This window comes from Rubritalea profundi, assembly GCF_002954445.1.
GTDB lineage: Bacteria > Verrucomicrobiota > Verrucomicrobiia > Verrucomicrobiales > Akkermansiaceae > Rubritalea > Rubritalea profundi.
Genome location: NZ_MQWA01000001.1, coordinates 1,039,697 through 1,052,614, shown reverse-complemented (window position 1 = coordinate 1,052,614; position 12,918 = coordinate 1,039,697). Strand labels below are relative to the sequence as shown.

At 47.9% G+C, this 12,918-nt stretch carries 11 protein-coding genes; 4 read left to right on the top strand and 7 right to left on the bottom strand.

Translation table 11 applies throughout. The features are described 5' to 3' along the window. Nucleotides 1–14: 14 nt before the first annotated feature. From BSZ32_RS04570 to BSZ32_RS04540, 7 genes are all read right to left on the bottom strand, one after another. Nucleotides 15–2,561: an AsmA-like C-terminal region-containing protein gene (locus BSZ32_RS04570; RefSeq protein ID WP_105042335.1), complete on the bottom strand. Its 2,547-nt coding sequence runs from the start codon at nt 2,559–2,561 to the stop codon at nt 15–17. A gap of 9 nt (nt 2,562–2,570) precedes the next feature. Further along, complete coding sequence (locus BSZ32_RS04565) at nt 2,571–2,987, bottom strand: hypothetical protein (RefSeq protein ID WP_105042334.1); 417 nt, start codon at nt 2,985–2,987, stop codon at nt 2,571–2,573. After that, the gene (locus tag BSZ32_RS04560) at nt 2,951–3,400 is read right to left on the bottom strand and encodes a phage holin family protein (protein ID WP_105042333.1); all 450 of its coding nucleotides are present in this window, start codon (nt 3,398–3,400) and stop codon (nt 2,951–2,953) included. The genes BSZ32_RS04565 and BSZ32_RS04560 overlap by 37 nt, the downstream gene beginning before the upstream one ends. Nucleotides 3,401–3,490: 90 nt before the next feature. After that, complete coding sequence (locus BSZ32_RS04555; protein ID WP_165788644.1) at nt 3,491–3,913, bottom strand: ElaB/YgaM/YqjD family protein; 423 nt, start codon at nt 3,911–3,913, stop codon at nt 3,491–3,493. A gap of 381 nt (nt 3,914–4,294) precedes the next feature. After that, nucleotides 4,295–6,298, bottom strand: a complete 2,004-nt coding sequence (locus BSZ32_RS04550; RefSeq protein WP_105042331.1) for an ABC-F family ATP-binding cassette domain-containing protein — start codon at nt 6,296–6,298, stop codon at nt 4,295–4,297. Between the two features lie 38 nt (nt 6,299–6,336). Further along, nucleotides 6,337–8,190 (bottom strand): carbon starvation CstA family protein, encoded by a 1,854-nt coding sequence (locus BSZ32_RS04545; RefSeq protein WP_105042330.1) that lies wholly within the window; start codon nt 8,188–8,190, stop codon nt 6,337–6,339. A gap of 431 nt (nt 8,191–8,621) precedes the next feature. After that, the gene (locus BSZ32_RS04540) at nt 8,622–9,800 is read right to left on the bottom strand and encodes a CobW family GTP-binding protein (RefSeq protein ID WP_105042329.1); all 1,179 of its coding nucleotides are present in this window, start codon (nt 9,798–9,800) and stop codon (nt 8,622–8,624) included. Between the two features lie 184 nt (nt 9,801–9,984). Here BSZ32_RS04540 and BSZ32_RS04535 point away from each other — a divergent pair, with 184 nt between their 5' ends. From BSZ32_RS04535 to BSZ32_RS04520, 4 genes are read left to right on the top strand one after another with little or no spacing between them, the layout of a single operon-like run. Then, on the top strand, nt 9,985–10,215 hold the full coding sequence (locus BSZ32_RS04535) for a hypothetical protein (RefSeq protein ID WP_105042328.1): 231 nt from the start codon (nt 9,985–9,987) through the stop codon (nt 10,213–10,215). Between the two features lie 2 nt (nt 10,216–10,217). Beyond that, nucleotides 10,218–11,036 carry a TatD family hydrolase gene (locus BSZ32_RS04530; protein ID WP_105042327.1) on the top strand — a complete coding sequence of 273 codons (819 nt, stop codon included), beginning with the start codon at nt 10,218–10,220 and terminating at the stop codon, nt 11,034–11,036. Between the two features lie 4 nt (nt 11,037–11,040). Next, nucleotides 11,041–11,964, top strand: a complete 924-nt coding sequence (locus tag BSZ32_RS04525) for a ThuA domain-containing protein (RefSeq protein WP_105042326.1) — start codon at nt 11,041–11,043, stop codon at nt 11,962–11,964. A gap of 51 nt (nt 11,965–12,015) precedes the next feature. Continuing rightward, a complete protein-coding gene (locus tag BSZ32_RS04520) occupies nt 12,016–12,837 on the top strand; it encodes a ThuA domain-containing protein (protein ID WP_105042325.1) in 822 nt (273 codons plus the stop codon). Nucleotides 12,838–12,918 lie beyond the last annotated feature (81 nt).

Here is a 12,918-nt window from a genome sequence, read left to right as displayed (position 1 = left end):
TGAGTGCGTGAGAGCTATTTGACAAGCTCGGCGCGTGGGGGCTTCCTAAAAATTGGATCGTCCTTGCCGTCACGGGGAGGCAGGAATGGAGCAAATCGCCAATTGGGTTTACTGATTTTGCCGGTACCGCGGAACTGTTTTAGTCCCTTGACCTCTTTGCCCGTTAAGATTTTTTTGAGAGCTTGAAGGGGGAGTTCGATGATTTTCAAAGGTATCTCGGCTAGTCCCATCATGCCGCGGAAGTTCATCCGGATAGTGAGGTCGAGGATTTCTTTATTGAGGTCGATCCATCCTTCACCAGTGAAGGTGGTGCTGGCAGTCATCGAGGCGAGATCTCTTGTGTGAAATATTCCGTTTTTAGTGGAAAAGTTACAGGAAAAATTACGGGCTTGTTCGTGAAGGATTTGTTGGTTTGAGAGTGGGTTTACCACGCTGTCGACGAGTGATGAAAGCGGGCCAAAGAGAGGGACGGAAAAGAGGTCACCATTGGCTAGTGCGATATTGCCATGGCCATTGAGCGATGAGACTTTTGAGCCATTGCCGCGGAAGGTAAAGGAGCCGGTAAGAGTTCCTGAATTTAAGCCCTTTAAACCATATGTTTTGCTAATGTGGCGAAGCTTAAGGGAATCCCATTGGAATCGACCAGAATAGGAAGAATCCGATGGTTTCACATGGAGGTAGCCAGACATGTAGCCGGCACATGTGTTACTGGAAAGGCTATTGATTTGGACTTTATCTGGGAGGATGGTGACTTGCCCTTTGGTGTTACTAAGAGTGATGTCCTCTTTGAGGAAATTGTAGTGGATGTCACCAGTGCTGGTGAAACCGACGCGCAATTTCATATTATTCGTTTCATTTTTGGCCCAGCTTACCACACCAGCACAGGAAACCGTGGGTGGGTAGTTGAATTTGTAACTTTCGAGATGGTCTGCGATGCTTGGAGCGAAGAGCCTCAATACTGGAGCAGGCCAAGCACTTCCCCTGAGACCAGTAATCGTGGTGTTCTTATTTTTCCATACGAAACTGAGTGATTTGGCAGTGAGGGTGCCTGATTTTGGACCTTTGTAGGTGACGCGCAACGGGTAGTCCGAGTAATCGAAGGTGGCAGTGATGTCTTTAACGTCTGCTGTCTCACGGGTCAGTACATAGTTTCCTTTGGCGTAGCTTACTGGCACGTCGTTGTAACTAAAGTTGCGGATTTCAGCATTGCCGTGAGATTCCCAATCAGTGACATCGTCTTGGTTGATTGTTCCGTTGGCGTGCAAGTCGATAAAAGATTGTCCGTCGAAAGCTAATTTGGAGAGCTCGGTTTTGAGTTTGTCGCTCTTGATGAATGGGAAGTAGACCTGAGCCGGGAGGCTTGAGCGCACTTTATAACGAATACGTTGGTCTTTTATGATTATTCTTCCGGTGAGTTTACCTCGGCGGTGGTTGACGGATATTTTGTCAAGATAGAGGTCGCCATTGTTCCATGAAAATTCGGAGTCAAGCTTGTCAATCGAGGCACCACGGAAGCTGAAGTCGCTGCTGCTCACCTTGCCAATGATTTTGAGATCGAGCTTCGGGTTGCTGGCGCTGGGCAGAAGGTAGCTGCCATTGGCCGCGATCTGAGTTTTGCCCGCAGCACTAAAGCCCTGGAGTATTTTCTTTCCAAATACTTTCAATGCAAAGTCTTGTATGTGAATAGAGGAGTCTAGCTTGAATCGACCACTATTCTTCAGTAAATCAAGGTCGGCTGTTAGTTTGCAACGTTTAGCTTGGTGGGTGAACTCGAACTTGTCGAGAGTGACTAAGCTTTGGTTCCAATCACCCTCAAGGTAGACATCAGCCATTGGGTAATCTTTGTAGTTGAGGATGGAGGCTGTGAAAATGTAGTCAAAGTCTACTTCGCTTGGTTCGGAGAGATTTCCCTCAATGGATATTTTAAGCTCCGGTGGCGACTCTGCTGGCCAATTCCATTGTTTGAGTTGTTCTAAAAAGTTTTTGTAGGCAGCTATTCGATTTTTCTTAGCTTCTGGGTCAGGGATGAAATCTTCTTTTGGAGCATCACGCCAGAGGTTGCAGTTGATAGAAACCTTGATGCCTTCGTAGTAGCCTGTGAGGCCGGTTGTACTCACCGACTGGTTTCCTCGAAGGTCAATGGCTCCATTGACGTTAGCAATATTTATGGTGGGGCTATCCGCTTCACCTCGTACTAGCGGGACAGCGATTTTTGCATCAGTGATGGAGATAGTATTGATCTTCAGATGGCCACGCATCAATTTAGTCTTGTCGACGTGGATAACGATAGCAGGCAGTTCCGCAATTTGAATTTGCCGTTCTTTAGTACGGTAGAATCGGATATTGTTTGCTGTCAGCCCATTAAGAACGTGAACGCTCAGGTGGTCAAAGGTGACAAATAGACCGTAGCGCTCCATCTCATGCGCGACACGCTCAGCCGATGCATTAGTGAGCCCTTTTTCGTGGAGGTAGACGAGGGCACCAACACCAGACACGATCGCCGCCACCACTATGAGGGTGAAGAAGACACGTAGGCGGATGATGAGGCGGCGAAAGGACATTTAGAAGCTCTACCTTTCGTTGAGCCTTGAGCTCTCTGCAAATTTATTCTCAGCGCGATGGGCTAGCCATTGCTGGGAATATTGCAGTGCGAGTCTTTGAAGGATAGGGCGGGCGATTGCGAGGATGAGGCCTGAGAATACGGAACGCTTCATCGCTTTTTGTTGAGACTTTTTGTTCGATTTCCTCTTGAGAATGAATGACGCCCCAAGGCCTGACGCTATGGCTACACCAAAACTCTTTACTGGTTGTTTAGTAAAGGAGCGCTTGATGCGCTTTGGTAAATTAATAAACTCAGAGATCGCGGACTTTTTCTCAGAGATCTGTTCGTCGAGCAAGAGCTTCGCGCCAAGTACTGAGTTGCGTGCATCCGCAAGTTGCGCTACGAGCTCTAGCTTTCTTTGTTCGGTTTGATCTGTTGCAGCCATTGTTTGTCTTTTTCTATTTCAGCCTTGGTGTGGGAAAAGAGTACCTTCGTGCTCGCTGTTTTGAGTTTGTCGAGGAAGATGAACACGAAAAGTAGATGCACGAGGAAAAGTCCAAATGTCACGATCGGCCAAGTACCTACGAGTTTTTCCACGCTACTCAGCTTACCTTCTAGTAGTTCGGAGCCAACTCCTATCAGAGTGGCGAGCAGTAAGATGTAGCTAAAGAGGCCCACGAATGCGAGCAAAGCTCCTAGTGTGGCGCGCTTGACTCCTTCGTTAGCTGCTTCCTTGGCCTCTATACTAGCGAGCTCAGCTTTAGCTCGGAGATAGTCACTACCAGATTCTTTCAGGTAGTCGAGGGTGTCCTTGAAGGTAAACTCTCTATCTGGAGGAGACGGGTCTGATTGTGGCATTGGCGTGGGGACTAAATATGAAAAAACCGGCTCACACCAATGGGGAGGAGCCGGCTAGTAAATTGAATGGGGACTTCCTATACTTATTGGTTATCGGCGGCGAGCTAATAATCCAATGAGGAGTCCTACTCCAAAGGCACCGAGCACACATTTTGTCGGGTGCTCACGGACGTAGTCCTCTGAGCTTGCGTGTGCGTCTTTGGCTTTGGCTTTGCTTTGTTCGTATTTTTCAGAAGCAGCTTGCTTTACTTCAGTGGCTTTGTTGCCAGCTTCTTCTTTGAGAGCTGATGCTTTGTCTCCCGCATAGCTGCGGAATTGCTGAGCTTTTTCGCCAGCAGCATGTTTGATCTGAGTCGCTTTGTTTTGCACGCCTTGAGCTGCAATGCGTGCTTTTTCTGTAGCGGCCTGGCGAAGGTCGGCTGTCTTACTTGTGATAGACGATACTGTGGTAGGAGTAGTTGCTTCTTCTTCTTCGTCTTTAAGAGCGTTAGCGTTAGGTGTTGCGTAATCCATATTATTGTTTGTTGAGTTTATCATTTGTAGCTCTGAAATAGTGAATCTATTGACACTGCTAGGAGGGTTAAATCCGAGTGGCGAATGAACTACTTAGTACTAAGATACACAGATCACTCTGAATTTCAAGAATGCTCTGCTAGAATATTGAATTCATTTTATAGCGACTGGTATGAGAGCGTAGAAGTCGTGGTGGCGTTGTTAGATTATGCTCTATGGCTCAACAGGAGTGATCACATCACCTTTATTTCTGAGCATCTGGACGATGCACCCTTTTCTTATGACGGGAGTAGGTTGACTAACAGCTGAAATAGAAAAGCCCCAGAGTGGATTTCTTGAAATCTACTTTGGGGCTGGAGAGTGTTGTTGGGGGAGCTGCGGCTAGCTGATTGAGGCTTCGAGAGCTTCGATCTCTTCGCTGAGCTTTGACCAGCGGCTGATCGCGTTGTCGAGCTTAGTTGTTAGCTTCTGATAGGCTTCAGATGCTGTTTGAGTTTTCTTTGGGTCAGCCATCACTTCCGCGCTGCTCATTTCAGCGGTGAGTGCGGCCTTTTTTGCTTCGAGTTGGCTGATGGTGTGCTCAAGCGCGGAGAACTCGTCTTGCAGTGGCTTGAGGACATTATTGCGCTTCTGACGCTTTTTCGCCTCTAGCTTGCGTTGTTCTTTACGAGAAAGCTTTGGTCCTTTGACCACAGTCGTTGCAGGAGTTGAGGAGCTAGCGAGGCTGCTAAGTGTCGGTTTGGATGGGGTCCTAGAGATTCCTTTGCTCGCCGCTTTTTCGTCCGCCTTTTTGTCGAGGTAATAGGTGACATTGCCGTGGTAAATCTGTGGAGATTCGCCAGGGCGGAACTCGAGGGTCTTAGTCACGATTGGGTCGAGGAAGGATCGGTTGTGAGAAACGATCAAGTAGGCGCCTGGGTATTCTGCTAGAGCGCGCTGGAGTACCGCCTGTGACTGAACGTCGAGGTGGTTAGTAGGCTCGTCAAGAATGAGGAAGTTTGCTGGCTGAATGAGCATACAGACGAGAGCCACACGTGAGCGCTCACCACCAGAGAGAACTCCAACTTTCTTGAAAACATCGTCACCACGGAAAAGGAAACAACCGAGGATGTTTCGCACAAGTGGGGCGTTCTTCGCTGAAGCCACTGCCTCGCAGGTCTCGATGACTGATCTTTCAGGATCGAGTTCGTCAGCGTGGTTCTGGGAGAAGAACGAGATAGCTGACTTCTGACCAAGTGTGTAGGTTCCGAAGTCGGGGTCTTCTTGGCCGGTGATGAGGCGACAGAAGGTCGATTTTCCGGCGCCGTTAGGCCCCACGATTGCTAGACGCTCGCCACGTTCGACTTCGAAGTCGAAGCCTGAGAAAATGTTGAGTTTGCCGTACGCTTTCGACGCGTCTTCGAGCTTTGCAACGGACTGACCAGATGGTGGTGGGGAAGGGAAGGTGAAGTTCATCACCGCATCGTCTTGTTCGAGCACGATGAGTTCGACCTTTTCAAGCTGCTTGATACGTGACTGGGCTTGGGTGGCTTTAGACGCCTTAGCTCGGAAGCGCTCGATGAATTGTTTGGTCTTTTCGATTTCCTTACGCTGGGTGTGGTAGGCCTTGACTAGGATCTCTTTGCGAAGCTTGGACTCCGTGAGGTAGTAGGAATAGTTACCTGCGTATTCTTCCGCTTTACCGTGAGCAAATGCGATGGTGCGCTTTGTCAACGCATCGAGAAGTGCCAGGTCGTGAGAAATGATGATGATCGCGCCAGAGTAGTTGAAGAGGTATTGCTCCATCCACGTCTGGGAATCGATATCAAGGTGGTTAGTAGGCTCGTCTAGAAGCAGGACGGCGGGTTCTTGGAGGAAGAGTTTGGCCATCGCGATACGCATCTGCCAACCACCAGAAAATTCGGCACAGTCGCGGGTGAAGTCACTGCGTTTGAAACCGAGTCCTACGAGGACTGATTCCACACGTGGTTTGATCGTGTTTGGGTCAAAGTGTTCCAGAGCTATGTCTAAATCACCAATCTTGTATAGCAGCTCAAGGTACTCGTCTGTAGACGAATCCATTGTGGTGAGTTGCTCAGAAAGCTTATCGATTTGGTCCTGGATTATTTTAGCTTCACCAAAGGCAGATTCAGTTTCATCCCAGAGTGAGATACCGTGGATGTGGATACCTTCCTGTGGCAGGTAGCCAATCTTACAATCTTTAGGTTTGCTGATTTCACCACCATTGGCTTCGAGCTCGCCACCGATGCACTTCATCAAGGTGGACTTGCCCGCGCCGTTATGACCAGCAAAGGAGATACGCTCCTTCGGCATGATGGTGAAGGAGAGGTCTTTGAAGATGACTCGGGCGCCAAATTCGACGCGTAGTTTTTTGATCGCTAGCACGCCAGAGGCAGTAACTAGAAATCTGCTTTCTGCAAACGCTAAATGCAGTCAGTTTTATCAGAAGTGCGTCTCCAGCAGCCAATTGCCTCCACAATCATCCAGATTTCCAAGATTATGGTTGAGATGCCGATGCCGACGAGTAGCCACCTTTCTTGCCCAATCCAGCTCAGATCTGAGCCAATCGCAGCGATGAAGATCTGATACAGCATCGCCCAGGCTGGGAGAATAAGCATAAATACCGTGGGGATAGCGATGAACCATGTCGGCATTTTCTTGCGGCGCATCCAGAAAAAGATGACGAGGAAGGCGAGGCCGCCGAGTAGTTGGTTGATCGCTCCAAAGAGCGGCCAGAGAATCATGCCGCCAGTACCAGCGGGTTTCCCTGCGGCTGATGGTAGGGAGGCCATCCACCAAGCAATTAGGCATGCAGCGATGGTGCAAAGATGCTTATTGGTCAGCCATGATGTCTGACGAGCTTCAAGGCCTGCTTGCGTTTTCTCTGGCTCAGGAAGTTTGCGAAGTTTGAGATCGATCAGACATCCACCTAGTTCCTGAACAACATAGCGCTGGAGTCTGCAGGCTGAGTCGAGGGTGGTGGCAGCAAAGGAAGCCACAAAAACTCCCATCAACGCTTTGGCGAAAATGGCCGAAATTCCGAGAGTCTGGAGGAAATTAGAAGCGCCAGTGACAAAGGCATTGATCTTGGCGGGTAAGCCTTTTGAGCTGGCCCATGAACTGTACTGGGCATCCCAGGCTGCAGTTCCAGTGAGAAATTCATCACCATGAGTGAGCCCTAAGCCTAATCCTGCAACACAGGCTAGAATGACCAGGACAGCAAGGAAGCCTTCGGTGAGCATTGAGCCGTAGCCGACGAAGCGTGCATCGGTTTCGCAGCGGAGTTGTTTGGACGAGGTTCCTGAGGAAACGAGGCAATGGAAGCCAGATACAGCACCGCAGGCGATGGTGACGAATAGGAAGGGGAAGATGAGCGGGAGTTGCTTGGCGGTGATGTTTGGTTCGATCGCTGGGGCCACGATTTCTAGTGGCGGACGGATGCCGTCTATCGGCGCACCTCCAAATATTCCGGCAACGAAGAGTCCTACTACAACGAGCGCAAGTGTGGAGATTAGTTGTAGCGAATTTATGTAGTCGCGTGGTTGCAATAAGACCCACACTGGCAGCACTGATGCTATATAGGAATAGACGAGCAAGAAGGTGACCCATGTCATTAGGGGCCAGGCTGCGAGTGTTGAGTTTAAGTCTGCTAGCCAACCGACATTTCCATAAGCGACGGAGAGGTACATCACCGCCAAGGAAATGATCGATGGAATCAAAATGTTGAGTCCCTTGCGGTGGACGAAGAAACCAATAATCAAAGCAAGCGGGATTTGGATGAGGCAGGGAGTGATCGACTGCGGGTAGAGTCTAAATACTACGGCAATCACCAATCCAAAAATGGCGAGCACAAGCGATAATGCGATGACTAGAATACACAGGAAAAGGAGGCGCACGCGGGGGGAGATAACATCGCCGGCAATATCACCGACAGTTTTTCCTTTGTTACGCATCGAGACCACTAAGGCTCCGAAGTCGTGGACGGCTCCAATAAAAATTGAGCCGAATAGCACCCAAAGAAGGGCGGGTAGCCAGCCCCACATGACAGCCAATGCTGGGCCAACAATAGGGCCAGTTCCTGCGATCGAGGTGAAATGGTGTCCAAAAACGATGCCTTTCTTTGTGGGTACGAAATCATTGCCGTCTTCCAGTTCAATCGACGGAGCCAAGCTGTCCTTACTGAGCTTGAAGACCTTTTGACCCAACCACTTTCCATAGGTATTATAAGCGAGAATGTAGAGCACGAGGGCTCCGAGTGCGATGGCTAGGGTGGGCATATAGTTTGGTAAATGTCAGAATTAGATTGTTTAGGCAAGTGAGGATTAGATCGAAGTATTCAAAATAGATTGAAATTCTGCTGTCACTTAATGAGCGCGGAGTCGCTATAACTACCTATCATTTATCAATGATTGCTAGGCAGCGGCCTGTTGCATCATGATTAGGCGCTCTGAGCTTCTCGGCCAATCATACGAGAACATCTCTCTTCAGGATTTTCATAGTGTCTTCTTCAGTAATTTTACTCATAGCCATGATTGGTCAAGATTGTCCTCATTCATGGGGCTAGGGAGCTATTCTTGACTGAATATAAAATATTTTGGGTGCACTATTCAATGAGGCAACACGAGTCCACTACCAATTTGCTGTAGCTTTCTCAAGACTGAGCTCTAATCGAAATTCTCGACTTAATGATGGAGTAATATAATTATGACTAGGGGCTACGGCGCAAAGACTTCGGCCATGGATCAGGAAATGGCTCCCCTTGCTGCCAATTTATTATTTCCTCTGGCGTGCAGAGCGCGTCTCTGAGTGCTGTTAGAAAAGCTTTTCTGTCCGTTTCAATACCGATTACTGTGAGCTCATTGAATCGGTCGCCAAAAACCTGATGCTTAGATTGAAGCATATACTCCAAGTGTTCTACCTCTTCAGGGAGGAGTTTATCATCGAGGTTCTTAACGAGCTCGGCACGCCAGAGGCCAATGAGCTCCAGAGAAATTTGACTGCCTGATTGTTGCCACAGGAGAGAGTGATCAGGGCGTGAAGCAAGCCAAAGAAACCCCTTTGTACGATACAGCCCAGTACCTAATTTATTTTGGCAAACTTCATGTAGGCGCTGTGGATGAAACGGTCGTGGATCGCGAAATACTACAGCCTCAATTTTTTCAGTAATGGAGGTTTGCTCGGTAAGGCCGAGTTGCTTGGCCTTATTTGATAAGGCTATGAGATTAGGTGGTTCCACGCCTTCTAGCTGAGGAAGTAATAGTCCGGCCTGGGCTGAGAGCGCGATGGTGGCATGTGGTTGGAGCTGCCGTAAGTAGCGGACTTGAGCCTCTACTGCAGACTCCGAAACAGTATCAATTTTGGTAAGAACAATGACACTGGCAAATGCAATTTGCTCGGCAAGAATCTTGGCAGCTAGGCTCAAAGCTGCATCTTTAGAAGTAGTTGGACCTTGAGCCAGTTGCCTACCATCTTTAAAATCTCGGTGAAGATTGAGAGCATCGACGGTGACAATGAAATGCCTTAGTGAATAGCGTGAATCTTGCGTTAAAGCCTTGATGAGTGGCCAAGGCCGGGCGGCCCCAGTACTCTCACTGAGTACTAGAAATGGATTCAGCTCGGAGATTCCGTTTAGTGCTGAGCCTAAGGATTGGTGAAGATACTTGTTAGAGTGTTGGCCGTGTAGTGCGGCAACTCGTCCAACTAGGCTGCCAGCTTGGTGCGTTTTTTCATTTGCAGAAACTAAATTAGCGTCGATCCCTTGATCGCTAAGGTCGTGTACTATGAAGGCCGCATCATTGAGAGCCCCATCACGACGCCAACGTCGAAGAAGTGTCGTTTTTCCTGAACCAAGAAAGCCACAGAGAGCGACGATGGGAATTTTTTTCATCTTTATGGTTTATGTAGATTACTAGAGTAAAAACCCTCTAAATTTAGAGTTTGTCTCAATATTTAACGCAAATTACTTGCGTTTACTGATGGGCGCAGTAAAACAACTGCAAGTAAGTTGCAATAATTAATTGCCCCTGAAAAAAGTGAACCACTTTTTGATATAAACTATATTTAGGAAATTCATGCTCACACCACAACAAGTTATCGATTCGGAATATTTGGTGTCTCGCTGCGCACTGCTAGAGATTGCGGCGATGTTTGATCGCTATGATCTTGCAGTGCACCGCACCGCGGAGGCTGGTCAGAATACGGAGAAGTTAGAATGTCTTCGCAATGCGATGGCACTATTAGCCAAGTCTGACGTATCGGATAATCGTGCTGAACAACTTCTACACCTTTTTGCCCAGGTCTAGCTATGCAGATCATTCAACCGCATTATCACGCTATTGCTCGAACCGCTCAGGACTATGAGCGTATGGCTATGTCAGGGGTTACTGCAGTATGTGAACCCGCATTCTGGGCTGGCTTTGATCGACGTTACCCAGAGACTTTTATCGACTACTTTCGTCAAATTACTGAATTTGAGCCTACCCGCGCCGCCGAATATGGAATAAAGCATTTCTCATGGGTTGCTGTAAATCCAAAAGAATCAGAGAATAAAGAACTTACTCAAGAGGTGCTACGAGCAATTCCTGGTTTTCTTGAAATGCCAAATGTGCTTGGCGTGGGTGAAACGGGTCTACATAAATCGACTCCAAACGAATGCGATGCTCTAGCTGCCCACGTGGAGTTAGCGATGAAGTTCGACCAGCTAATTCTCATTCACACACCTCATCTTAGCGATAAAGAGCATGGAACTAAGCGCACTTTGGAGATCCTAGCGGGGCTAGACGTAGATCCTTCGAAGATCTGGATCGACCATGTGGAGGAACAAACAGTAAAGTCCGTGCTCGACGCAGGCTACTGGGCAGGCATGACACTCTACCCCATTACCAAGTGTAGCTCGAAGCGGGCTGTGGACATTTTAGAAAAGTATGGAACTGATCGGTTGTTGGTAAATTCTTCTGCTGACTGCCCCAGTGACCCATTCACACTTCAGCAGTGTGTGATGGAATACCGTCGTCGAGGCTACTCATTACAGGATGCAATTGAGGTGTTTCACAACAACCCGTGTCGTTTCTTGGGACAAAACCCTAAGTGGGATATCAAGCCAATCTACATAGAATCTGAATAAGACAATGAGACGATCAACATTTATCAAGCTCGCATTAACCACCTCCATAACACAACACGCATTCGCGGCTAGAGTAGATGGCAGAACCAAGAAGCTTATTCTTATTGCTGGAATGCCAAGCCATCCGCCAATGTGTCATGAGTTTCGCGCTGGAACTATTTTGTTAGAAAAACGTTTACGCAAAGTGCCGGGGCTAATCGTTGAGCGTCATGAAATGGGATGGGTTGAGGATGAGAAAACTTTCGAAGACGCGGATGCTGTAGTATGCTTCTCTGATGGTCTAAACCGGCACCCAGTTCTTCAAGAAAAGGGCCGCCTCAAACATATTGAGAAACTTGTGCAGCGTGGTGGTGGTTTCGGCTGTATACATTTCGGTGTTGAAGTACCTATAGAGGTTGCTGATCAGGGGTTCCGGTCTTGGCTTGGAGGCTGCTATGAGCGCGATTATTCCTGTAATCCCATTTGGAATGCTGAAATCCAAGAACTCCCAAAACACCCAATTACGAATGGCGTGAAACCATTCACTATTGTCGATGAATGGTATTTTAATATGCGATTTGCCGAGGGCTTTGATGCATCTGGCCCAAAAGAGCTTGAGGGAGTCAAGTTTACTCCAATTCTTATCGCTAAGCCTAGTGATAGGACTCGGAATGGACCCTATGTGAACCCTAGAGGGCCGTATTCACATATTGTGGATGCCAAAGGGCGAGGCGAGGCTCTTATGTGGTCAGTAGAGCGTCCCGATAGAGGTCGTGGGTTTGGGTTTACAGGCGGGCATTTTCATAGAAATTGGCAGAATGATGATTTCCGAAAAAGTATTCTCAATGCACTTTGCTGGATTAGTAAGGTAGAGGTGCCAATCGAGGGAATTGATTCTTATTCCGTAAGCGACGAGGAGATCCTGCTCAATCTAGACCCTAAAAAATAAGGTAGAATTACACTTTCTTATGTTTGTCCGGCACATCTCAATTTTAAATTCATGAATGATAGATCAGAAAATATATCGTTGTCTTCACGTCGTAAGTTTCTCAAGCAGAGCATAGCGAGTATTGCACTCGGTGGGGTAGGAATGCCAATGTTCAGTCAGGCCGAAGTGGCGTCTGAGAAGAAAATCAAGGCTCTCTATGTCACGGGTGGTGGATACCATGACTTCAAAGAGCAGAAAAAGATCCTTCCCGAAGGGGTAAGCAAACTTATCAATATCGAGTGGACAATATGGCATCACGATAATGCGGAGAAACTCAAAGCTGCTCTCTCGGTAAAGGGCTGGGAATCACCGTATGATGTGATTGTCTACAACATTTGTCATGCACGTGAGAAGGATGCAGAATACATTAAGAATCTTGTGAATGTGCACAAAGATGGTGGCAAACCCATGGTGGCGATTCACTGCACAATGCACTCCTACCACTGGGGAGTAAATGGTGGTAAAAAGTCTACAAATGACAAGGAATGGAATAAGTTACTCGGCGCAGTTTCAAACTCTCACGGGCTTAAAGGCCCAGCTATCAAGGTAACGGCTTTAAATACGAAGCACGAATCCTTCAAACCGGCAACTATTGAGTGGAATACACCAAAGGGCGAGCTCTACACTATCCACAAGATTTACCCATCGGCTACAGTTCTAGCTAATGGGAACAACGGACGTTCCGAGCAGCCTGTAGTTTGGGTGAACCAATACGGTAAAGCGAACGTCTTTGCTACTACGATCGGTCACCACAACGAGACAATGCAGACAGATGAATACCTTCAAATGATAGCTGACGGTATTGTTTGGGCAGCGCACGCAGCTAAGGTATAGTTTTTTTGAAATACCGCCTATAAAGCCCAACTTGCTGAATTGTTCGGTGAGATGGGCTATAGGGGTTATTATTATTAACCC